Below are 21260 nucleotides of genomic sequence, written 5' to 3'. Positions count from 1 at the left end.
AGGGGACCGGCCGCGGAAGGTGACGGGAAATCGTCGCCCGCGGGACGGATTCCCGCCAGGAGTACGGCGGGCGCGCGCCCGCCACGGAGCACGGTCGGCCCCGACCGCGCGGGAAGGCAGTGGAGCGGCGTGAAAGGGCGGTGCGAGCTGCGGTTCGGACTGCTGGGTCCGCTGGTCCTCTACGACCGCCCGTCGCACGGCGATCAGGGCGACGACACCCCCGGCGACGACGCTCCCAGGGACGACACCCCCGGCGACGACACCCCCGCCGGGAGCACCCTCGCCGGAACCGCACCCGGCGGGCCCGCACCCGGCGGGACCGCACCCGACAACGCCCTCCGCGCCATCGGCAGCCCCAAGATGCGTGCCCTCCTCGCCGCGCTGCTGCTGGAGCCCGGCCGGGTCGTGTCGGTCGAGTCGCTGAAGGACGCGCTGTGGGGCGGGGCGCCGCCGGCCTCCGCGCAGGCGTCCCTGCACAACCATGTCACCCGGCTGCGCCGGCTCCTGGACGATCCCGAACGGCTCAGGTCCGTGCCGCCGGGCTATCTGCTCCGCGTCGACCGGGGCGAGCTGGACGTGGACGTGTTCGACGCGCTGGTCGCCGCCGCCCGCGCCGCGCACGCCCGGCAGGACTGGCCCGGCGTCGTACGGTCCTGCACGCAGGCGCTCGCGCTGTGGCGCGGCACCCCGCTCAGCGGACTGCCCGACCTCGGCGGCCACACCCTGGTCCCCCGCCTGGAGGAGGCGCGGCTGATCCTGCTGAAGTGGCGCTACGACGCCGAACTCGCCCTCGGCGGAACGCGGCTGACGGCACTCGTGCCCGAGCTGTCGGCCCTCGTCGCCGAGCATCCGTTCCGCGAGGCGTACCACCGCCAGCTGATGCTCGCCCTGCACCGCACCGGCCGCCAGGCCGAGGCGCTCGCCGTCCACCGCGATCTGCGTGGCCGCCTGATCGAGGAACTCGGCGTCGAACCCGGCCCCGCCATCCGCGAGGCCCATGTCGAGGTGCTGCGCGGGAGCGGCGGGGACGACGCCTGGCTCCCGGGGGACGAGGGGCACCAGGGGCGCGACGGGCACGAGGGAGAGGGCGGGTCCGGGGACCGGGCCGGGGCCGGCGATGAGCCCTGCCGGCCGACCGAGACCCCTCGCGGGGCGAAGGAGAAGAAGGAAGCGAAGCGGGCGCAGGAAGCAAAGGAAGCGGAGTCGCCGGAGCCCTCGCCCCCGCGGAGGGGGAACGGCCACGACGCCGACGCCCCCTCCCCGCACCGCCCGCCCCCCGCCCAACTCCCCCCTCCGCCACCGAACTTCACCGGCCGCACCCCCGTCCACCGCGCCCTGCGCCACGCGCTGACCGAACCGCCCGCGCCGGGCCCGGCCGTCGCCCTGGTCTCCGGCATGGCGGGCGTCGGCAAGAGCGCGCTCGCCCTGCACGTGGCGCATGAGCTGCGGGAACGTTTCCCCGACGGTCAGCTCTACGTCAACCTGCACGGCGCCACCCCCGGCATGCCCCCGCTCGCCCCCGCCCAGGCGCTCGCCACCCTGCTGCGCGACCTCGGGGTCGAGCCCCGCAATGTGCCCGAACACCCGGACGCGGCGGCCGCGTTGCTCCGCTCCCTGCTCGCCCCCGCCCGCATCCTGCTGGTCCTGGACGACGCGGCCGACGCCGCCCAGGTGCGCCCCCTGCTCCCGGCCGGCCCCGGCTGCGCGGTGATCGTCACCAGCCGCTCCCCGCTGACCACCCTCGACGGCGCCCGGCGCTTCCCGCTCACCCCGCTGGCCGGCGAGGACAGCGCGGCCCTGCTCCGCGCGCTGAGCGGCCGTCCGGGGCTGGACGCCGGACACGCCCTGGTCGAGCTGACCGGCGGACTGCCGCTGGCGCTGCGCGTGGTCGCGGCCCGGCTGGTGGCCCGGCGCACCCTCACCCCGGACGTGCTCGCCGGACAACTGGCGGCCACCGGAGGCCGGTTGCGGCAGCTGGAGTACGACGACCTCAGCGTCCGGCGCTCCCTCGCCGTCGCCCATGACGCGCTCGCCGCCGCCGAACGCGAGGCCGACCGGGACGCGGCCCTCGTACTGCGCCGGATCGGCGCGCTCGACCTGCCGGCCTACGGCGCCCCGCTTCTCGCCCGCCTCACCGGCATCGACGCGCGCCGTGCCGAGGCCGCCCTGGACCGCCTGGTCGACGTGGCCCTGCTGGAGGAGACGGCCTACGGCCGCTACACCCCGCACGACCTGGTCCGCGAGTTCGCCCGCGAACTGGCCGAGGGGGACGGCGAGTTCGGTACGGCGGCCGGTCCTTCCCCGGCCGGCCGGGCTCCCGCCCGTGCCCGGGAGGAGGCGCACCCCGACCTCGTCGCCCTGCGCTGGTACGCCGCCGCGGCCGAGCGCGCCCTCGTCGCCATCACGGAACCCGGTCTCGACCTGGACGACCGGCTGCGGCCGACCCCCGCGCAGCCGCCGGAGCACGCCGCCGACGTGGCCGGGCTGCGGTCCTTCGAGTCGGCCGGGCAGGCGTTCGCCTGGGGCGAGACGGAGCTGGAGAACGTGGTCGCGCTGGTGGCGCGCAACGCCGACGCCGACGATCCGCGCAGGCTGGCCCATCTCTCCGTACTGGCCCGCGTGCTGTTCCCGTATGTGCAGCGCAGCGGCCGGGTCGCGGAGATGGAGGTGCTCGGGCGGGCCGCGCTCGGGGCGGCACGGCGGCTCGACGACGAGGAGGCACAGGCGTACGCCCTCGGCGATCTCGCGGGCCTGCACTTCCTGACCGGCCGGCACAACGAGGCCCTCGCCCTGACCGACCGCTGCCTGGAGAGCTGGCGGCGGCTCGGGGTGCCCAGCCGCGTCCGGCGCTGCCTGAACAACCGGGGGCTGCTGCTGGAGGGGCTCGGCCGGTACGCGGAGTCCGAGGAGGCGCTGCGGCAGAGCCTGTCCTGCGCGCGGCTGCTGGACGACCCCGTCGGCGAGGCCGTCACCCACAGCCATCTCGGCAACCTCTACGAGCACACCGATCCGCGCGCCGCCATCGAGCAGCACCGGCGCTCGCTGGCGATCGGGGAGACGGCCGGCGCCGTCATCGTGCGCCACTCCGCGCACTGCAACATCGGCTACGCCCATCTCACCCTCGGCGAACCGGCCGCCGCCGCCCGGCACTTCGAGCAGAGCCTCAGCATCCTCGGCGGCCACGGCGACTGGCACGGCGAGTCCCGGACCCGGCTCGGCCTGGTCCGCGCGCTGCGGGAACTGGGGCAGGGGGAGCGGGCGTACCTCGAGTGCGGCGAACTGCTGCGCCGCGCCGACGCCCGCGCCGACCGCTACACGGGCGGCCTGGCCCGCCACCAGCACGGCCTCCTGCTGCACGCCCAGGGCCGTCACCAGGAGGCCCGCACCGCCTGGCACACCGCTCTCACCGCCCTGACCGGCACGGACGAGCGATCCGTACGGACCGAACTGCGGGAACTACTGGCCGGGTGAACCGGCACAGGGCGGGGGCCGGTCGGCTGTTCGCCCGTACGGCGCCGCCGTCACCCCGCGTGGCGGCGCGCCCGCGCCCTCCTCCATGCCTACTTGGCGTCCGCGTAGCACTCCACCACCGCCGTCGTGAACGGAAAGCGCACCGGTGTCTCGCCGAAGGTCAGCCGGCCGGCGAGGGCGGACGCGTCGTGGATGGCGGCCACCACGGTGTCGGCCTCCTCGGCGGGGCAGTGCACGATCACCTCGTCGTGCTGGAAGAAGACCAGCTCGGCCCGGAGCCCGGCGCAGGACCGGCGCAGGGCGGCGAGCATCAGCAGGGCCCAGTCGGCGGCGCTGCCCTGGACGACGAAGTTGCGCGTGAAGCGTCCCCGCGCGCGGGAGTTGGTGGAGGCGTAGCCCGGGGCCCAGGCGGTCCGGCCGTCGGCCGCGGTCTCCGCCTCGTCCTCCCCGGGGCCGACGGGGATGCCCGCCTCCTCCGCCGCGTCCTCGCCGGCTCCCGCGGCCGGCGGGCAGGTGCGGCCCAGCCAGGTGCGCACCAGCCGGCCCTCCTCGCCCGCCCGGGCCGCCTCGTCGACATAGGCGACGGCCTTCGGGAAGCGGCGGCGCAGCGCGGCGAGGTTCTTCAGCCCGTCGCCGGAGGTCTGTCCGTAGACCGCGCCGAGCACGGCGATCTTGGCCTGGTCGCGGTCGCCGGAGAAGGCCCGCTCGGACACCGCCTGGTAGAGGTCGCTCGTCCGGCCCGCGACCTCCATCAGACCCGGGTCGCGGGAGATCGCGGCCAGCACCCGCGGCTCCATCTGGTCGGCGTCGGCCACCACCAGCCGCCAGCCGGGGTCGGCGACCACGGCCCGCCGGATCACCTTGGGGATCTGGAGGCCGCCCCCGCCGTGGGTCACCCAGCGCCCGGTGACCGTGCCACCGGACTGGAACTCCGGGCGGAAGCGGCCCTCGCGCACCCAGTCCTGGAGCCAGGACCAGCCGTGGGCCACCCAGATGCGGTACAGCTTCTTGTACGCGAGCAGCGGTGCGACGGCCGGGTGGTCGAGGGACTGGAGCTCCCAGCGGCGGGTGGATCTCACCTTGATCCCGGCCTGCGCGAAGGCCCTGATCACATCGGCCGGCAGATCGGGCCGGACCCGGCGGCCGAACGCGGCGGAGACCTCGTCCGCCAGCTCCGCGAGACGGCGCGGCTCGCCCCCGCCCGTGTACCGCTCGCCGAGCAGCTCGCGCAGCAGTCCGCGGTGGACCTCGGCGCTCCAGGGCAGCCCGGCCCGGTTCATCTCGGCGGCCACCAGGGTGCCGGCGGACTCGGCGGCGGTCAGCAGCCGCATCCGGCCGGGATCGCCCGCCTTCTCGTGCCGTCGCTGCTGTTCGGCGTAGACCGCGAGCAGGTCGGCCAGGGGGAGCGCGGCGCCGGTGGACTCGAACAGCGTGGACTGGGCGCCCGGATCGGCCGCCCGCTGCGGCGGATCGGGTGGCACGGGGCCGCCCCGGAGGCGGGCCAGGGCGGCGGCGGCCGAGCGTGGTTCGCCGTGCCGCCCCTCGTGGCCCAGCAGCAGGGTCTCGGCGACCTCGATGTCGTAGCACCGCTCCACTCGCACCCCCGTGGCGAGCAGGCGCGGATAGACGTCGGCGGTCGACCGCCACACCCAGCGCGTCACCTCCGGGCGGCTCCGCACCGCCCCGGCGGGATCGCTCTCCCGCCGCACCGGTCCGGCGGGCAGCCCGTCCGGGCCGAGGGGGGCGACGTCCACGCCACCGTCCTCGGCCGGAGCGAGCGCCCACCGGTCGGTCATGACCGCGAGTGTGGCAGGCGGCACTGACAATCGCCGCGACCTGCGGTTTCAGTCCTCGGTGGGGGTCTGCGAGTGCTTCTCCAGGAGCAGGGCGAGGACCCGGTCCACGTACTCCTCGGCCGCGGCCTTGGTGACGCCGAGCCCGCTGAGGACGCCGGTGCCGTTCTCGTGCTCCAGCAGGGCCAGCAGGATGTGCTCGGTGCCGATGTAGTTGTGCCCGAGCCGCAGCGCCTCGCGGAAGGTGAGCTCCAGGACCTTCTTGGCCTCGGGGCCGTAGGGGACGAGGTCGGGGACCTCCTCGGCGGCGGGCGGCAGCGCGGCGGCCGCGGCCCCGCGCACGGCGTCCAGCGTGACGTCCTGCGCGGTGATCGCCTTCGCCGCGATGCCCTCCGGCTCGGCCAGCAGCCCGAGGACCAGGTGCTCGGGGCGGCCCTCGGGATTGCGGGCGGCCACCGCCTCGTTGTGCGCGGCCATGACCACGTTCCGCGCGCGCGGGGTGTAGCGGTTGAAGCCCTGGCTGGGGTCGAGGTCGGCGGACTCCTTCGGCACGAACCGCTTCTGGGCCGCCTGCCGGGTCACGCCCATGCTCTTGCCGATCTCGGTCCAGGACGCGCCCGAGCGGCGGGCCTGGTCCACGAAGTGCCCGATCAGATGGTCCGCCACATCGCCGAGGTGATCGGCCGCGATCACCGCGTCCTGGAGCTGGTCGAGGGGTTCGGGATGAACCTTCTTGATGGCCTCGATGAGGTCGTCGAGGCGCACGGATGCCGTGATGTTCGGGTTGGTCGCCATGTGTCAACCGTAGGTTGCATCCCGAGCGGTGTCAACCGATGGTTGACACTCGCGAGAGGGGTGGACGGCATGGATTTATCCACAGGCTGTGGACGGTGTGCGGCGCACTGTCGGCGGGGCGTGGCACGATCGGCGGTGTGACCAGTTCCGCCAGCACCGTCGAACGGGCCTTCCGGGCCGCGCTCTACGACGACACCGACACCGGCCTCGACACGGGCGCCTCCCTGCTCGCCGCCGACCCCGCCGCGGACCCCGAACTCGCGCGGCGCGGCGAGGAGTTCATGGCGACCGCGTGGCGGCGCGGCTGGGCGCCCGCCGATGTCGTACGACTGGTGCGGCGCGAGCTGGAGCAGCCGCACGCGCTGCTGGCCGCGGCCCTGATCCGGGCGCAGTCCGGCGCGGACCGGCCGCGCGGGCGCCGCTGGGCCGCCCAGCTCGACGAGCTGCCCGAGGGCCCCGCCGCCGGGGCCGACCGTTTCTCCCACGCCACCACCGTCCTGGAGCTGTACCGCCTGCTGCTGCGCCTGCCCTCCCTCGAACCCCTGGAGGAGGAGACCCGCCGCCCGAGCGACCCCGCCGCCGCCCGGCTGCTCGGCCGCATCCGTGCGCTGCTCGCCAAGGCCGAGGCGACCGGCTACCCGGAGGAGGCCGAGGCCCTGACCGCCAAGGCGCAGGAGCTGATGGCCCGGCACAGCGTCGACGAGGCGCTGCTCGCCGCCGCCGCGCCCGCGCCGGACACGCCCGGAGCCTGCCGGATCGGCGTCGAGCCGCCGTACGAACAGGCCAAGGCCGTCCTGCTGGACGCCGTGGCCACCGCCAACCACTGCCGCGCGGTGTGGAACGAACCGCTCTGCTTCTCCACCGTCGTCGGCTTCGAGGGCGACCTGGAGGCGGTCGAACTGCTCTACACCTCCCTGCTGGTGCAGGCCACGCACGCGATGGCCAAGGCCGAGGCGGGCCAGCGGGCGGGTGGGCGCAAGCGCACCAAGACCTTCCGGCAGTCCTTCCTCGCCGCCTACGCCCACCGGGTCGGCGCCCGGCTCGCGGCCGCCGCCGAGAGCCAGGTGACCCAGGACCTGTTGCCGGTGCTGGCCACCCGCGAGACAGCCGTCACCGGCCGGATGGAGCGGATGTTCCCGCAGACCACGACCACCCGGCTGCGCGGGGTGAGCGACGAGGCGGGCTGGACGGAGGGCGCGGCCGCCGCGGACCGCGCCCAGGTCAGGGCGCGGCCGCGGCTGGGGTGAGGCGCGGCCCGCGCGCCCCCGGAGGCTCAGTCGCCGGCCTGCTGGAAGGTGCTGACGGAGGCGTTCGGCTCGGTCGCGGCGCCCTGGCCGGCGATCGGGCCGTACTTCCAGGGGAAGCTCTGCACCGCGTCCCCGCCCGGCAGGGTGATCTTCAGTCCGGTGGCCGCGAGGCTGCCGGCGTCGCCGTCCTTGCCGCGGACATAGCTGATGGTGAAGGTCGCGGCGTCGCCCTTGGCGAGCTTCAGGCTCTGCGCCTTCGCGCCCTTCTGGGCGGACAGCTTCGCGCTGGTGCCGCCCTTGACCAGGGTGACGCCGGGGAAGTTCTCCAGCGTGCAGGTCTTGCTCTGGTTGGTGATGCTGACCGGCACCTCGCCGGTGTCACCCGCCGCCGGCGCCACGCTCGCCGCCCCGACCTGGAGGGACACCCCGCCGATCTGGCAGGCCGAGCTGTTCTTGCCGCCGCTGCCGCTGTTCCCCCCGCCACCGCATGCGGTCAGCAGCAGGGCGGCGGCAACGGCGGAGACGGTGAGCGGAAAGGCGCGCATGAGCAGGTCCCATCGAGGTCGTGACGGTGCTCCTGCATCATCGCGCCTGGACGGGGGCTCCGTTCGCGCGCCCCTCGCAAATCACCGCTTCAGGTGTTTCCCGCGGCGTCCGTGCGAGAGCCGCGCCGTCCGTACGGGAAAGGGCGGTCACTGCGCGGCGGCGCTCGGCAGTCCGGACGGCAGCTTGCCGCCCTCCGCCTTGGTGTACGTCTCCTGCCCCACCTTGCCCGACCAGGTCACCTTCATGGAGGTGCCGTCGATGGAGTCGACCATCCCGGTGGTGCGGTCCTTGCTGCCCTTGGCACAGGTCAGGTGGATCATCTGCATACCGGACTCGGTGCCCGCGGTGCCGCTGCACACGGTGCCGCCGGTCGCGAAGATCCCGGCCTGCTTGCCGTTGATCACCAGGGCCACGATGGTGCCGCCGCTGGTGGCCAGCCAGCTGCCCTGGAGCTTGCCGGAGGCGCCGGTCACACCGGAGCCGCCGGCGGAGGCGGAGGGGGCGGAGCCGGTGCTCGCCGCGTTCGACGGGCTCGCGGAGGAGTGGTCGGTGCCGCCACCGCCGCCGCACGCCGTCAGCGCCAGCGCGCCCACCAGTCCCGCGGCCAGGGCCGCGATCCGCACCCGTGTACCGGTCGAAGCAGTCGCCGAAGTCACGTCAGGCTCCCCAAGAAGTAGGCGTCCGCCGCCCTCGGCCGGACGGCCCGCAGCAAGCTATCAGCAGACCCCGCCGGGAACTCCGGTGCGCCAGGACTTCCTTGCCAGGCGTGCAACAGTAAGCGCGCGGAATGCGTCTCTTACTTGTGCACGACAAATCCGGCCCCGGTGATCCGGCTCCGCCGGCACCATGGATGATCATGGTCGGGGACGGAGTGGCATGTACCGGCCACCCCGGGGCAAGCGCGGGGACGGCTTCGGTGGAAACGGCGGCATACGGCCGCACAACGTCAGGTAAAGCGCACGTCAAGGGTGTAATGGTGAGAACACTCGCCGTGCACGTGCATCTGCCCGTGCGGTTGCACGTGAGGCGAGGGTTATGATCCAGGTCAGTTGACCACCGCATCGATGGCCTCACCAGCCAGTGCACACCGGGGAGCGACCTGTGGACCGCGACGTAGACGGCGTGTTCGGGGGGTACGACGTGTACAACGGCATGGCTGCCACGCAGCTGGACGGAGTGGCCTGGCAGAAGAGCAGGCACAGCAACTCGCAGGGCTCGTGCGTGGAGTTCGCGCGCCTGCCGGGGGGCGAGGTCGCCGTCCGCAACTCCCGTTTCCCGGACGGTCCCGCACTGGTCTACACGCGGGCCGAGATAGAAGCGATGCTGCTGGGCATCAAGGACGGCGAGTTCGACCACCTGATCGCCGGCTGATCCCGGTGGGGCCCGCCGGTTCCCGCGGATCAGACGCGGGCGGGCGCGTGAAGGGGCGACGCGCGTAGACGTCAGGCCGGGCGTTCCACGTGGAACATCGCCCAGACGGCCTTGCCCGTCAGCGGTCCGGCCAGCGGATGCCAGCCCCAGCCGTCCGCGAAGGAGTCGACCAGGAAGAGCCCTCGCCCCGACTCCGCCGAGAAGTCGTCGGAGTCCCGTGGTACCGGCGTCTCGTGACTCGGGTCCCGCACCGCGCAGACCAGCCGCTCGTCCCATCGCATCAAGTGCAGCCGTACCGAGGCGACATGCTCCTCCGTGCACCCGTACTCACCGGGCATCGCATGCCGCAGCGCGTTGGTGACCAGTTCGGAGACGACCAGGCAGACATCGTCGAAGCGCTCGTCGACGCCCCACTGTCCGAGCATGTCCCGGGTGAACCGCCGGGCCTCGCGCACCGCTTCGTACCGCGCCGGCAGAGCACAGGACGCGGCGTTGGACACGGCCGCGGGATCCAACGGCGGAAGGCCCTGCCGTAACGGCTTGAGCATGGTCGATCCATTCGTCCCCATGCGAGGCACTCCCGGGAATTCGCGGTCGTTGCGATGCAGCGGTGGCGCGGGACCATGGTTTCGGATGGGAAGAGCAGATGCAAGGGCAGATGCACGTGCACGCGACCGAAATAGGCAGGCCCGTACCACTTCTTGGCCATTTTTTCTGCCATCTTCCTGACGGTTACCGTCAATGGTACGGACCACCTCCTCGTCCGGCCTGACGGAAACGGCCCCGCTCTCTCCGTTTCCGTAACCGTACGAGTACTGCGCGGAGCGTTTTAGTGGCAGACTTCGGCCCCTGAAGACGGTTGGGGAGGCTGGCGAACGTGAGCGCGGGAGAGCCCGGATCGGTGGTGCGGCGGATGCTGCTCGGCTCGCAACTCAGGCGACTGCGTGAGGCGCGGGGGATCACGCGCGAGGCGGCGGGATATTCCATCCGAGCGTCCGAGTCGAAGATCAGCCGGATGGAGCTGGGCCGGGTGAGCTTCAAGACGAGAGACGTCGAGGACCTGCTGACGCTGTACGGCATCACGGACGAGGCGGAGCGCCAGTCGCTGCTGTCCCTCGCCCGCGAGGCCAACGTCGCCGGCTGGTGGCACAGTTACAGCGACGTCCTGCCCAACTGGTTCCCCACCTACGTGGGCCTGGAGGGCGCCGCCACCCTGCTCCGCGCCTACGAGGTGCAGTTCGTGCACGGTCTGCTCCAGACCGAGGAGTACGCCCGCGCGGTGGTCCGGCGCGGCATGAAGGGCGCGAGCGCCGACGACGTCGAACGCCGGGTCGCGCTGCGCCTGGAGCGCCAGAAGTACCTGCTCTCCGAGAACGCGCCCGAGTTCCATGTCGTCCTGGACGAGGCCGCCCTGCGCCGCCCCTACGGCGACCGCGAGGTGATGCGCGGCCAGCTCCAGCACCTCATCGACGTCTCCGAGCGGCCCAACGTACGGCTCCAGGTCATGCCGTTCAGCTTCGGCGGGCACTCCGGCGAGAGCGGCGCCTTCACCATCCTCAGCTTCCCCGAGTCCGACCTCTCCGACGTGGTCTACCTGGAGCAGCTGACCAGTGCGCTGTACCTCGACAAGCGCGAGGACGTCGCCCAGTACGAGCAGGCTCTGAAGGAGTTGCAGCAGGACAGCCCGGGTCCCGACGAGAGCCGGGATCTTCTGAGAGGACTCCTCCAACTCTCCTGACCCGCAAGTAGGATGACGTGTGATCAGACTCAGACCGTGGCCGGGATACGGCTCCGCTAGTGATTGAGGGATCACATGTCGTCCTACTTCAGCGACCTGGCCCAGCAGTACATCGACGGCGAATGGCGACCGGGCAGCGGTTCCTGGGACGTCATCGACTTCAACCCCTACGACGACGAGAAGCTGGCCTCGATCACCGTGGCCACCGTCGACGAGATCGACCAGGCGTACCGGGCCGCCGAGCGTGCCCAGAAGGCATGGGCGGACACCAACCCGTACGCGCGGCGCACGGTGTTCGAGCGGGTGCTCCGGCTGATCGAGGACCGCGAGCAGGACATAGCCGACCTGATCATCGCGGAGCTCGGCGGCACCCGGGTGAAGGCCGGCTTCGAGCTGCATCTCGCCAAGGAGTTCCTGCGCGAGGCCGTCCACCTGGCGCTGCGCCCCGAGGGCAGGATCCTGCCGTCCCCCGGTGAGGGCAAGGAGAACCGTGTCTACCGCGTGCCGGTGGGCGTCGTGGGCGTGATCAGCCCCTTCAACTTCCCCTTCCTGCTGTCGCTGAAGTCCGTGGCCCCGGCGCTCGCGCTCGGCAACGGCGTGGTGCTCAAGCCGCACCAGAACACCCCGATCGCGGGCGGCACCCTGATCGCCAGGCTCTTCGAGGAGGCCGGGCTGCCCGGCGGGCTGCTGAACGTCGTCGTCACCGACATCGCCGAGATCGGCGACGCCTTCATCGAGCACCCCGTCCCCAAGGTCATCTCCTTCACCGGCTCCGACCAGGTGGGCCGGCACGTCGCCACCGTGTGCGCCGCGAACTTCAAGCGCTCGGTGCTCGAACTGGGCGGCAACAGCGCGCTGGTGGTGCTGGACGACGCGGACCTCGACTACGCGGTGGACGCCGCGGTCTTCAGCCGGTTCGTGCACCAGGGGCAGGTCTGCATGGCCGCCAACCGGGTCCTCGTGGACCGCTCGGTCGCCGACGAGTTCACCGAGAAGTTCGTCGCCAAGGTGCGCACCCTGAAGGTGGGCGACCCGCGTGACCCGGAGACCGTCATCGGCCCGGTGATCAACTCCGCGCAGGCGAACGCCGTGTCGGGCGTGGTCGAGCAGGCGCTCGCGGAGGGCGCGACGGCCCTGCTGCACGGCGGTACGGCCAACAACCTGGTCGAGCCCTCGGTGCTCACCGGTGTCCCCGCCGGCTCCCCGCTGCTCCAGCAGGAGGTGTTCGGACCGGTCGTCTTCCTGGTGCCCTTCGACGGCGAGGAGGAAGCGGTGCGGATCGTCAACGACACGCCCTACGGCCTCAGCGGCGCCGTCCACACCGGGAACATCGAGCGCGGCGTCTCCTTCGCCAAGCGGATCGACACCGGCATGTTCCATGTGAACGACGGCACCGTGCACGACGAGCCGATCGTGCCCTTCGGCGGCGAGAAGCACTCCGGTGTCGGCCGGCTCAACGGCGAGACGACGCTGGAGGCGTTCACCACGGTCAAGTGGATCTCCGTCCAGCACGGCCGCAGCGCCTTCCCGTTCTGATCGCCACCGGATCGTCCCGGCCTCCTCGCCGCGGGCCTTCTAGGACAGGATCTGACCTAGAGGGCCCGTAGCTTTTCCGGTGTCGGGGCGAACGCCACGGCGAACAACCGAGGAGAGGCGGCCGGTCATGGTCACGCATGTGTCCGCGGAGGCACGGGGCGACGAGCGGGGAGCGCTGCTGGCGTTCCTCGAGGAGCAGCGCGGCGGTATCCGCCGGTCGGTGCTCGGGCTGACCGAGGAACAGGCCCGCAGCCGCCCGAGCGCGAGCGAGCTGTCGCTGGGCGGGCTGCTCAAGCATGTGGCCGAGGTCGAGCAGATGTGGCTCGTCCTGGCCGGGCAGGAGGCGCCGCCGGTGCGCCGGGACGAGTCCGACTGGCACGAGAGCTTCGAGCTGGTCGGCGAGGAGACGGTCGCCGCGCAGCTCGCCCACTGGGAGCGGATCGCCGCCGATACGGAGAAGTTCATCCGCTCCGCCCCGAGCCTGGACGACACCTTCGCGCTCCCGCCGCACCCCTGGTTCCCGCCGGAGGGCCGGGTCTCGCTGCGCTGGCTCTGCCTCCACCTGATCCGCGAGACCGCCCGCCACGCCGGTCACGCGGACATCATCCGCGAGTCCCTGGACGGGAAGACCGCGTTCGAACTGGTGGCCCTGGAGCGGGCGCGGGGCTGACCGGAACCCGCCGCCGGCCACCGACCGGCCGCCGACCACTCAGCCGCCACCGGGCGCCGAGCCGCCACCGGCCGCCGGGCCGGTGGCGACCACCGGACCTCCCGGTGACGGTGTCCTAATGGTGGAAGCTGGTCGCCGCCTCCTTGTCCCGGGTCAGCGGATGCGGCTGGCGGCGCAGCTCCGGCAGGAGGCGGGTCAGGTCGTCCAGGAAGAGGTCGGCCAGGTCGTGCGAGAAGCCGTTGCGGCAGACGATGCGCAGGACCGAGAGGTCCTCCCGGTTGGCCGGGAAGGTGTACGCGGGGACCAGCCAGCCGCTCTCGCGCATCCGGCGGGAGACGTCGAACACGTCGTACGCCGTGACATGGTCGGCCGTGGTCACCGCGAACACCGGGAGCTCGTCGCCCCGGGTCAGCAGCCGGAAGTCGCCGAGGCCCTCGATGCGGTCGGCGAGGGAGCGGGCCACGTCACGGGTGGACTGCTGGACCGCGCGGTAGCCCTCGCGACCCAGCCGCAGGAAGTTGTAGTACTGCGCGACGACCTGCGCGCCGGGGCGGGAGAAGTTGAGGGCGAAGGTCGGCATGTCGCCGCCCAGGTAGTTCACCCGGAAGACCAGCTCCTCGGGCAGCGCCTCCCCGTCCCGCCACAGGGCCCAGCCGACGCCCGGGTACACCAGTCCGTACTTGTGCCCCGAGGTGTTGATGGAGGCCACCCTCGGCAGCCGGAAGTCCCACACCAGGTCCTCGTCCAGGAAGGGCGCCACCATCGCGCCGGACGCCCCGTCCACATGCACCGGGATGTCCAGCCCGGTGCGCTCCTGGAGGGCGTCCAGGGCCGCGCACAGGTCGGCGATCGGCTCGTAGGACCCGTCGAAGGTCGAGCCGAGGATGCCGATGACGCCGATGGTGTTCTCGTCGCACAGCTCGGCCGCCGCCTGCGGGTCCAGGTGGTAGCGGTCGCCGTCCATGGGGACCAGCCGCGCCTCCACCTCCCAGAAGTTGCAGAACTTCTCCCAGCACACCTGGACGTTGATCCCCATCACCAGGTTGGGCCGCGCGCCCGGGTACCGGTCGGCGTTGCGCTGCGTCCAGCGCCGCTTCAGGGCCATCCCGGCCAGCATGCACGCCTCGCTGGAGCCCGTGGTCGAACAGCCCACCGCGGCCGCCGGATCCGGTGCGTTCCACAGATCCGCGAGCATCGCCACGCAGCGCCGCTCCAGCTCGGCGGTGCGCGGGTACTCGTCCTTGTCGATCATGTTCTTGTCCTGGCACTCCGCCATCAGCACCCCGGCCTGGGGCTCCATCCAGGTGCTGACGAACGTGGCCAGGTTCAGCCGGGAGTTGCCGTCCAGCATCAGCTCGTCGTGGACCAGCTGGTACGCCGTCGCGGGCGGCATCGGGGCGTCCGGAAGCCGGTGGGTGGGCGGGGCCTCGGTCATACCGCCGACCGGGTTCGCCTCCCCGAAGAACGGGTTGACGGACAACACCCGCTCCTGATGCTTCTGCGGACCTTTGTGCAGGGCCATGGCTGCCTCCTCGCCGCCACCTTATGCAAGGCCGCACCGACCCGACATCCGGAACGACCCGGACGCCTACCCTGACCCCCGTGCCCCGGCATCAGGGACGCCGCGGGCTTGCACCTCACGTGGCGTGAGGCCGCAGGCTGACCGTCGTACCGCACAACGAACGGAAGGAAGCGGACAGTTGAGCTACTCCGTGGGACAGGTCGCGGGGTTCGCCGGTGTCACGGTGCGCACCCTGCACCACTACGACGAGATCGGCCTCCTGGCGCCCGGCGGACGCACCCATGCGGGTCACCGCCGCTACACCGACGCCGACCTCGACCGGCTCCAGCGGATCCTGTTCTACCGGGAGCTCGGCTTTCCGCTCGACGAGGTCGCGGTGCTGCTCGACGACCCGGACGCGGACCCGCGCGCACACCTGCGCCGGCAGCACGCCCTGCTGACCGCCCGGATCGAGAAGCTGCGCCGCATGGCCGAGGCCGTGGAACACGCCATGGAGGCACGCAGGATGGGCATCGATCTGACACCCGAGGAACGGTTCGAGGTGTTCGGGGACAACGACCCCGAGCAGTACGCCGAGGAGGCGGAGGCCCGCTGGGGCGGCACGGCGCAGTGGGCCGAGTCCCAGCGCCGCGCCGCCGCCTACGGCAAGGAGGACTGGAAGCGGCTCCAGGCCGAGGCGGACGACTGGCAGAAGCGCTACGCCCGCCTGGTGGCCGCCGGCGAGCCCGCGACGGGGGAGGCGGCCAGGGCCCTGGCCGAGGAGCACCGGCAGCACATCGGCAGGTGGTTCTACGACTGCCCGTACCCGATGCACCGCTGTCTCGCCGAGATGTATGTCGCCGACGAGCGCTTCACCGCGTTCTACGACGCGCAGCACCCCGGGTTCGCCGCACATCTGCACGAGGCCATCCTGGCGAACGCCGACCGGCAGACCTCCTGAGCGGCCGGCGCGCTCCCGAGCACGGTCCTGGCCCGGGTCACTCCCGGGCCAGGACCACCGCCGTGCCGTACGCGCACACCTCGGTCCCCACGTCCGCCGCCTCCGTCACATCGAAGCGGAAGGCGAGCACCGCGTTGGCGCCCCGCGCGCGTGCCTGCTCCACCAGGCGCTCCATGGCCTGGTTGCGGGTCTCCACCAGTGTCTTGGTGAGCCCCTTCAGCTCGCCGCCGATCATCGACTTCAGCCCGGCGCCGATCTGGCTGCCCAGATGCCGGGAGCGCACGGTGAGCCCGAAGACCTCGCCGATCACCTGCTCCACCCGGTGGCCCGGCACGTCGTTCGTCGTCACGACCAGTACGTCCGGCTGGGGTCCCTGACCGCCGCCGAAGTCGTCGAGTCCCATGGATCACCGCTTTCCCGCCGTCGTCCCGGGGCCCTCGGGGGAACCCGGGACGGTCACGTCACGTTGATAGCTTTGTGCGGCCCTACCCGGTCACCGTAGCCGCCCCTTCTCCCCCCTTCAGGAGCCCGGACCCGTGATGACACTCGCCCTAGGCCCGAGCTGGCTCGATCCCAACTATCTGCTCGACACGTACAGCGTCTGGGGTCTGCTGCTCATAGTCTTCGCCGAGTCCGGCCTGCTCATCGGCTTCTTCCTGCCCGGCGACTCGCTGCTGTTCACCTGCGGTCTGCTGATCACCTCGCACCAGCTGGACTTCCCGCTGTGGGGCGCGATCGCCCTGATCTGCGTCGCCGCGATCCTGGGCGACCAGGCGGGCTACATGTTCGGGAAGAAGGTCGGCCCGTCCCTGTTCAACCGGCCGGACTCGCGCCTGTTCAAACAGGAGAACGTGGTCAAGGCGCACGAGTTCTTCGAGAAGTACGGCCCCAAGTCGCTGATCCTGGCCCGCTTCGTGCCGGTGGTGCGCACCTTCACGCCGATCATCGCGGGCGTGAGCGGCATGCGCTACCGCTCCTTCCTGACCTTCAACATCATCGGTGGCGCCCTGTGGGGCGCGGGCGTCACCCTGCTGGGCTCCTGGCTCGGCAACATCGGCTTCGTCAAGGACAACATCGAGGCGATCCTGATCCTGATCGTCCTCGTCTCGGTGGTCCCGATCGCGATCGAGTACCTCCGGGCCCGCGGCAAGAGCAAGAAGGCCGCCGGGGAGCAGCCCCGCCCCGCCGCCGAGGCGCCGCGCTTCCCGCAGCCGCCGGTCATGGACGACGCCACGACCCGGCTGCGCCGCATCGAGCCGGACGAGCGCCACGGGCAGCAGCAGTACGGCGGCCAGCAGCCGTACGGCGACCAGGGGCACGACCAGGGCTACGGCGGCCGGCAGTACGGCGGCCCCCAGGGCTACGGCAACCCGCCCCAGCCTCAGTACCAGCAGCCCCCGTATCAGCAGCCTCAGCAGCCCCGGTACCAGCAGCCCCAGCAGCAGGACTGGAACCCGCAGCAGGACTGGAACCAGCACCAGCCCCAGCAGCCGTACTACGACCCCCGGCAGTACCCGCAGCAGCAGGGCCAGAGCCAGGACGACCGAGGCCAGAACCAGCACCCGTACCCGTACGACTACCGCGAGCAGTAAGCCGCTCAGAATCCCCTGGTCCGCTTCGCCGCCCGGCGCTTCCCGGGGGAGCCGACCCGCAGGAACAGCCGGAAGATCTCCGAACCCAGGTTGACCCCGATCGCGATCGCCATGGCCAGCGACGCCGCGTTGGCCAGTGACACCAGCCCCTTGTCCACGTTGTTCTGGGCCATGTTCAGCAGCCCGAAGTACGTGGCGGAACCGGGCAGCAGGGGCCCGATCGCGGCCGTGGTGTACGGCAGCGCGGAGGCGAAGCGGTAGCGGGACAGCAGCTGCCCGAACAGCCCGACGAGGCCCGCGGCGACGGCCGTGGAGGCCACCGGCGAGATGTCGGCGACATAGTGCATCGCGCCGTACACGCTCCAGGCGACGCCCCCGTTGAGCGTCACCCAGAGCACGGTGGACCGTTCCTGCTGGAGCAGCACCGCGAAGGTCAGCGACAGCAGCATGGAGGCCACGATCTGGATCAGGGGGCGCTCGGAGATGTGCAGCGCCGCCTCCGGGTTGAGCTTGCCGCCCACCTTCACGCCGAAGTACAGGACGAGCAGGACACCGGCGACGATGCCCACGAAGAAGTACAGAACCTCCAGGAGACGGGCCGAGGCGGTGATGTAGAAGCCCGTCAGGCCGTCCTGGACGCCCGCCACCAGCGCCCGTCCGGGCAGCAGCGCGAACAGTCCACCGGTGATCACCGCGGACGCCTTCACGTCCACATGGGCCAGCGAGAACGCCACCCCGATCGCCGCGGGCGGCATCGCGGCCACCGTGAACTGGTAGAACTCCGGCAGCCCGCGCCCCGCGCACAGCCAGGCGAGCCGGTCGCCGAGCATCGCGCCGACCGCCGCCGCGAAGAAGACGATCAGATCACCGCCGACGAGCATCGAGGCGGCGCCCGCCAGCAGCCCGCTGGCCAGGGTGAGCGCCCAGCCGGGGTAGGGGTGCCGGTTACGGCGTATCTCCGCGAGGCGCCGGTACGCCTCCTCCAGGGAGACATGGGTCTCGGGGTCGGTCAGGTCGTCCACCAGCCGGAAGACGGCCGCCAGCCGGGTGTAGTCGGTGCCCCGGCGCCGTACCGTCCGCGAGGCCGTCACCGGGTCCTCGACCAGGGACGGCTGGTGCGAGATCGACAGCAGGGTGAAGGTGACGTTGGGCTCGCAGCGGTCCAGGCCGTAGGACCGGCACACCGCGAACATCGCGGCCTCCACGTCCTCCGCGCCCTCGCCGCCCGCCAGCAGCAGCTCGCCGATACGCAGGGTCAGGTCCAGCACGCGCGGGACGGCCGGGCCGCTCTCCTCCTCGTGCTGCACCGGCTCCGGCGCGGGCCGGTCCGCCACCGACATGCGCAGCATGGTGCGCATCCGGTCCTGCCAGGGCGCGTCCTTGACCAGGCTGACCAGGGGCACCCCGGTGGCCGGGGTGAACGCCGTCAACCCGCCCTGGGGGCCGTACGTTCTGGGCGTGCTGAACGCCGACCCCTCCGGCTCACCGGCCGGCGGCTGCGGCGTGAGCAGCCCCTGCGGCACCTGGAACTCGGAGGTCGTCTCCGGCTCGCCCCCCGTCCTCGGGACGTCGAGTCCCTTGGGGATGGCGAACTCCGATGTGATCTCCGGGTCGTACCGCGCCTCGTCCGACCGGGGCTTGCGGTCGTCCGCCTCCGTCACCTCGCACCGTCCCTGAACGACACCTTCCGCTGGCCTCAGTATGCGCATGCACCCCACGCGGGCATGCAAACGGGCCGCACACGAAGCGTGCGGCCCGTTGTGCGAACCGGGGGGTCAGTGACCGCCCTGCTCCTCGAAGCGCTTGTAGGACCGCTCGATCTCCTGCTCGGCCTCCGTGCGGCCCACCCAGTTGGCGCCCTCGACGGACTTGCCGGGCTCCAGGTCCTTGTAGACCTCGAAGAAGTGCTGGATCTCCAGGCGGTCGAACTCCGACACGTGGTGGATGTCGCGCAGGTGCTCCACCCGGGGGTCGGTGGCCGGCACGCACAGCAGCTTGTCGTCGCCGCCCGCCTCGTCCGTCATCCGGAACATGCCGATCGCGCGGCACTTGATCAGGCAACCCGGGAAGGTCGGCTCGTCGAGGATGACCAGCGCGTCCAGCGGGTCGCCGTCCTCGCCGAGGGTGTTCTCGACGAATCCGTAGTCGGTCGGGTAGGCGGTCGAGGTGAAGAGGCGACGGTCCAGACGGATCCGACCGGTCTCGTGGTCCACCTCGTACTTGTTCCGCGAACCCTTCGGGATCTCGATCGTGACGTCGAACTCCACCGGTGGCTCCTTCATGATCAGCACATAGTTCTGGTGGTTAAGTGTCCCTCACGCAGGTGTGTGATCGCGAAAGGGGCTGGTGGTCGTGCCGGAGCTCGGGCCTTGGCGGGCCGCGGGACCGCGGGTGAGGCGGATCGCGAGCGCCGTACGACCGCGTCTCGCGCATGCCGTGAGCACGGCGAAACCGCAGGTCACGCGCTTGGTGTCCACGGTGCGACCGCTGCTCGCCGACCTCCCCCGTCCGCGTTCCCTCAGCACGTTGCGGTACACCGCGGGCGCCGTCACCGCCGGCCTGGTGCTCACCGGCGGTGTGGTGGCCCTGGCCGGGCCCTGGGACGCCACCGGTCAGCGTACGGCCGAGCGGGACCGGGCGGCCGCCCTGGGGCACGCACGTGGCGCAGATCACGGACCGGGCCCCGCGGCGGGCGGCCCGCGGCCCGCGCCGAGCGCGCCGGCCGTCCTGGCGGGCCTGGGCGCCGCGACCGGCCCCGTCGGCACCCGCCAGGCCCCGGCGGCGGGCGGCACGGCCCTGGCGGACGTCCTGGGGCCGCTCCTGGGCTCCGCCGCGCTCGGGGACGGCCACACGGCGGTGGTGGTCGACGCGGCCACCGGCAGGCGGCTGTACGGCGTCAATCCCGACAAGGGGCTCACGCCCGCCTCCACGACCAAGCTCGCCACCGCCGCCGCCGCGCTGAACGCGCTCGGCCCGGACCACCGCCTCACCACCCGGACCGCCCTCCTGGCCGGCGACCGCGGACTCGTCCTGGTCGGCGGCGGCGACCCCACGCTCACGGCGCACGCCAAGGCCGACGGGTGGGCGAGCCTGCGCACCCTGGCGACGCGCACCGCGGCCGCGCTGCGGGAACGCGGCGTCCACAAGATCGCGCTGTCGTACGACACGACGCTCTACGCCGGGCCGGCCCTGCACCCCATAGGGGTCAACGACAACCTGGCGCCGGTCAGCGCCCTCGTCGCCGACGAGGGCCGTACCGACGGCTCCGCCAGCGGACCCGTGCGCCGGGTCGCCGACCCGGCGCAGGACGCGGCGCGGAAGTTCGCGGGCTTCCTCAGGGCCGCCGGCGTCGACGCGACCGGCCCCGCCCCGGCCAAGGGCGCCGCGCACGCCGAGACCGTCGCGAGCGTCTCCTCGCCGCCGCTGGCCACCCTGGTCGAGCGCATGCTGACCAACAGCGACAACGACATCGCCGAGGCCCTCGCCCGGCAGACCGCCCTCGCGAGCGGGCAGCCCGGCAGCTTCGACGGGGGCGCGAAGGCGATCGCCGGGCAGCTGCGGAAGCTGGGCCTGCCGCTCACGGGCGCGGCCTTCCACGACGGCAGCGGGCTCGACCGCGACGACCGGCTCACGGCCGACCTCCTGACCGCGATCCTGGTCAAGGCCGGCACCTCGGGCCACCCCGGCCTGCGCCCCCTGCTCACCGGCCTGCCCATCGCCCACTTCACCGGCACGCTGACCAGCCGCTACGCCGACGGCGCGGCCGGGCTCGTGCACGCCAAGACGGGCACCCTGACCGGCGTCAACACCCTGGCCGGCACGGTCGTCGACCAGGACGGCCGGCTGCTGGCCTTCGCCTTCCTGGCCTCCGGCACCACCGATCCGATGGCCGCCCAGTCGGCCCTGGACAAGACGGCGACGGCCCTGGCGGCGTGCGGCTGCGGCTGATCCGGCGAGGGCCCACCGCCGCGTCGCGGCGGGCCCGTATCGGCCCGGTGTCCCGCCGATCCCGGCGCCCACGGCCTGCCCCAAGTGGTAA

At 72.6% G+C, this 21260-nt stretch carries 18 protein-coding genes; 9 read left to right on the top strand and 9 right to left on the bottom strand.

The window, feature by feature from the left end; all coding sequences use genetic code 11:
• Positions 1-360: 360 nt before the first annotated feature.
• Positions 361-3471 (top strand): AfsR/SARP family transcriptional regulator, encoded by a 3111-nt coding sequence (locus GHR20_RS16545; RefSeq protein ID WP_194859123.1) that lies wholly within the window; start codon positions 361-363, stop codon positions 3469-3471.
• A gap of 89 nt (positions 3472-3560) precedes the next feature.
• On the opposite strand, the gene GHR20_RS16540 is transcribed toward GHR20_RS16545, so the two are convergent.
• Both GHR20_RS16540 and GHR20_RS16535 read right to left on the bottom strand, forming a co-directional pair.
• Positions 3561-5267, bottom strand: a complete 1707-nt coding sequence (locus tag GHR20_RS16540) for a bifunctional 3'-5' exonuclease/DNA polymerase (RefSeq protein WP_153813592.1) — start codon at positions 5265-5267, stop codon at positions 3561-3563.
• A 48-nt stretch (positions 5268-5315) separates the two neighbouring features.
• Positions 5316-6059, bottom strand: a complete 744-nt coding sequence (locus GHR20_RS16535; protein ID WP_111583099.1) for a Clp protease N-terminal domain-containing protein — start codon at positions 6057-6059, stop codon at positions 5316-5318.
• A 137-nt stretch (positions 6060-6196) separates the two neighbouring features.
• Between GHR20_RS16535 and GHR20_RS16530 the strand changes: the two genes are divergently transcribed.
• Complete coding sequence (locus GHR20_RS16530) at positions 6197-7306, top strand: DUF2786 domain-containing protein (protein ID WP_243878044.1); 1110 nt, start codon at positions 6197-6199, stop codon at positions 7304-7306.
• A 26-nt stretch (positions 7307-7332) separates the two neighbouring features.
• Here the strand turns inward: GHR20_RS16530 and GHR20_RS16525 are convergent, their stop codons facing one another.
• Positions 7333-7851 carry a DUF4232 domain-containing protein gene (locus GHR20_RS16525; protein ID WP_111583098.1) on the bottom strand — a complete coding sequence of 173 codons (519 nt, stop codon included), beginning with the start codon at positions 7849-7851 and terminating at the stop codon, positions 7333-7335.
• Between the two features lie 147 nt (positions 7852-7998).
• Positions 7999-8508 carry a hypothetical protein gene (locus GHR20_RS16520; RefSeq protein WP_194858898.1) on the bottom strand — a complete coding sequence of 170 codons (510 nt, stop codon included), beginning with the start codon at positions 8506-8508 and terminating at the stop codon, positions 7999-8001.
• Between the two features lie 496 nt (positions 8509-9004).
• Here GHR20_RS16520 and GHR20_RS16515 point away from each other — a divergent pair, with 496 nt between their 5' ends.
• On the top strand, positions 9005-9223 hold the full coding sequence (locus GHR20_RS16515; protein ID WP_202440822.1) for a DUF397 domain-containing protein: 219 nt from the start codon (positions 9005-9007) through the stop codon (positions 9221-9223).
• 71 nt (positions 9224-9294) lie between these two features.
• Here the strand turns inward: GHR20_RS16515 and GHR20_RS16510 are convergent, their stop codons facing one another.
• Positions 9295-9792: an ATP-binding protein gene (locus GHR20_RS16510; RefSeq protein ID WP_194858897.1), complete on the bottom strand. Its 498-nt coding sequence runs from the start codon at positions 9790-9792 to the stop codon at positions 9295-9297.
• Between the two features lie 344 nt (positions 9793-10136).
• Here GHR20_RS16510 and GHR20_RS16505 point away from each other — a divergent pair, with 344 nt between their 5' ends.
• The 3 genes from GHR20_RS16505 to GHR20_RS16495 all read left to right on the top strand — a co-directional run bounded on the left by GHR20_RS16505 (position 10137) and on the right by GHR20_RS16495 (position 13167).
• Positions 10137-10961 (top strand): helix-turn-helix transcriptional regulator, encoded by an 825-nt coding sequence (locus tag GHR20_RS16505; protein WP_153816005.1) that lies wholly within the window; start codon positions 10137-10139, stop codon positions 10959-10961.
• Between the two features lie 75 nt (positions 10962-11036).
• The gene (locus GHR20_RS16500) at positions 11037-12497 is read left to right on the top strand and encodes an aldehyde dehydrogenase family protein (RefSeq protein ID WP_111583095.1); all 1461 of its coding nucleotides are present in this window, start codon (positions 11037-11039) and stop codon (positions 12495-12497) included.
• 127 nt (positions 12498-12624) lie between these two features.
• The gene (locus tag GHR20_RS16495) at positions 12625-13167 is read left to right on the top strand and encodes a DinB family protein (protein WP_153813590.1); all 543 of its coding nucleotides are present in this window, start codon (positions 12625-12627) and stop codon (positions 13165-13167) included.
• A 115-nt stretch (positions 13168-13282) separates the two neighbouring features.
• Here the strand turns inward: GHR20_RS16495 and GHR20_RS16490 are convergent, their stop codons facing one another.
• Entirely contained in the window at positions 13283-14689 is a 1407-nt protein-coding gene (locus tag GHR20_RS16490) for a glutamate decarboxylase (RefSeq protein ID WP_111583093.1), read from the bottom strand.
• Positions 14690-14867: 178 nt separating this feature from the next.
• Between GHR20_RS16490 and GHR20_RS16485 the strand changes: the two genes are divergently transcribed.
• Complete coding sequence (locus tag GHR20_RS16485) at positions 14868-15629, top strand: MerR family transcriptional regulator (protein WP_153813589.1); 762 nt, start codon at positions 14868-14870, stop codon at positions 15627-15629.
• Positions 15630-15666: 37 nt separating this feature from the next.
• Here GHR20_RS16485 and GHR20_RS16480 read toward each other — a convergent pair whose 3' ends face one another.
• Positions 15667-16032 carry a YbjQ family protein gene (locus GHR20_RS16480; protein ID WP_111583091.1) on the bottom strand — a complete coding sequence of 122 codons (366 nt, stop codon included), beginning with the start codon at positions 16030-16032 and terminating at the stop codon, positions 15667-15669.
• A 133-nt stretch (positions 16033-16165) separates the two neighbouring features.
• Here GHR20_RS16480 and GHR20_RS16475 point away from each other — a divergent pair, with 133 nt between their 5' ends.
• The gene (locus GHR20_RS16475) at positions 16166-17221 is read left to right on the top strand and encodes a VTT domain-containing protein (RefSeq protein ID WP_153813588.1); all 1056 of its coding nucleotides are present in this window, start codon (positions 16166-16168) and stop codon (positions 17219-17221) included.
• Between the two features lie 5 nt (positions 17222-17226).
• On the opposite strand, the gene GHR20_RS16470 is transcribed toward GHR20_RS16475, so the two are convergent.
• On the bottom strand, positions 17227-18882 hold the full coding sequence (locus GHR20_RS16470; RefSeq protein WP_153813587.1) for a threonine/serine exporter family protein: 1656 nt from the start codon (positions 18880-18882) through the stop codon (positions 17227-17229).
• A gap of 114 nt (positions 18883-18996) precedes the next feature.
• A complete protein-coding gene (locus GHR20_RS16465) occupies positions 18997-19488 on the bottom strand; it encodes an inorganic diphosphatase (RefSeq protein WP_111583088.1) in 492 nt (163 codons plus the stop codon).
• Positions 19489-19612: 124 nt separating this feature from the next.
• Here GHR20_RS16465 and dacB point away from each other — a divergent pair, with 124 nt between their 5' ends.
• A complete protein-coding gene (gene dacB, locus GHR20_RS16460; RefSeq protein ID WP_153813586.1) occupies positions 19613-21169 on the top strand; it encodes a D-alanyl-D-alanine carboxypeptidase/D-alanyl-D-alanine-endopeptidase in 1557 nt (518 codons plus the stop codon).
• Positions 21170-21260: the final 91 nt, after the last annotated feature.

This window comes from Streptomyces sp. SUK 48 (assembly GCF_009650765.1).
Classification (GTDB): domain Bacteria; phylum Actinomycetota; class Actinomycetes; order Streptomycetales; family Streptomycetaceae; genus Streptomyces.
Note: the sequence above shows the minus strand (reverse complement) of the source record. Positions and strands in the feature narration are given on the sequence as shown.

What these genes read in the sequence shown, in the direction of transcription:
- GHR20_RS16545 (WP_194859123.1), top strand. Translation starts at nt 361, where the DNA reads ATGCGTGCCCTCCTCGCCGCGCTGCTGCTGGAGCCCGGCCGGGTCGTG.
- GHR20_RS16540 (WP_153813592.1), bottom strand. Translation starts at nt 5,267, where the DNA reads ATGACCGACCGGTGGGCGCTCGCTCCGGCCGAGGACGGTGGCGTGGAC.
- GHR20_RS16535 (WP_111583099.1), bottom strand. Translation starts at nt 6,059, where the DNA reads ATGGCGACCAACCCGAACATCACGGCATCCGTGCGCCTCGACGACCTC.
- GHR20_RS16525 (WP_111583098.1), bottom strand. Translation starts at nt 7,851, where the DNA reads ATGCGCGCCTTTCCGCTCACCGTCTCCGCCGTTGCCGCCGCCCTGCTG.
- GHR20_RS16515 (WP_202440822.1), top strand. Translation starts at nt 9,005, where the DNA reads ATGGCTGCCACGCAGCTGGACGGAGTGGCCTGGCAGAAGAGCAGGCAC.
- GHR20_RS16510 (WP_194858897.1), bottom strand. Translation starts at nt 9,792, where the DNA reads ATGGGGACGAATGGATCGACCATGCTCAAGCCGTTACGGCAGGGCCTT.
- GHR20_RS16505 (WP_153816005.1), top strand. Translation starts at nt 10,137, where the DNA reads ATGCTGCTCGGCTCGCAACTCAGGCGACTGCGTGAGGCGCGGGGGATC.
- GHR20_RS16500 (WP_111583095.1), top strand. Translation starts at nt 11,037, where the DNA reads ATGTCGTCCTACTTCAGCGACCTGGCCCAGCAGTACATCGACGGCGAA.
- GHR20_RS16495 (WP_153813590.1), top strand. Translation starts at nt 12,625, where the DNA reads ATGGTCACGCATGTGTCCGCGGAGGCACGGGGCGACGAGCGGGGAGCG.
- GHR20_RS16490 (WP_111583093.1), bottom strand. Translation starts at nt 14,689, where the DNA reads ATGGCCCTGCACAAAGGTCCGCAGAAGCATCAGGAGCGGGTGTTGTCC.
- GHR20_RS16480 (WP_111583091.1), bottom strand. Translation starts at nt 16,032, where the DNA reads ATGGGACTCGACGACTTCGGCGGCGGTCAGGGACCCCAGCCGGACGTA.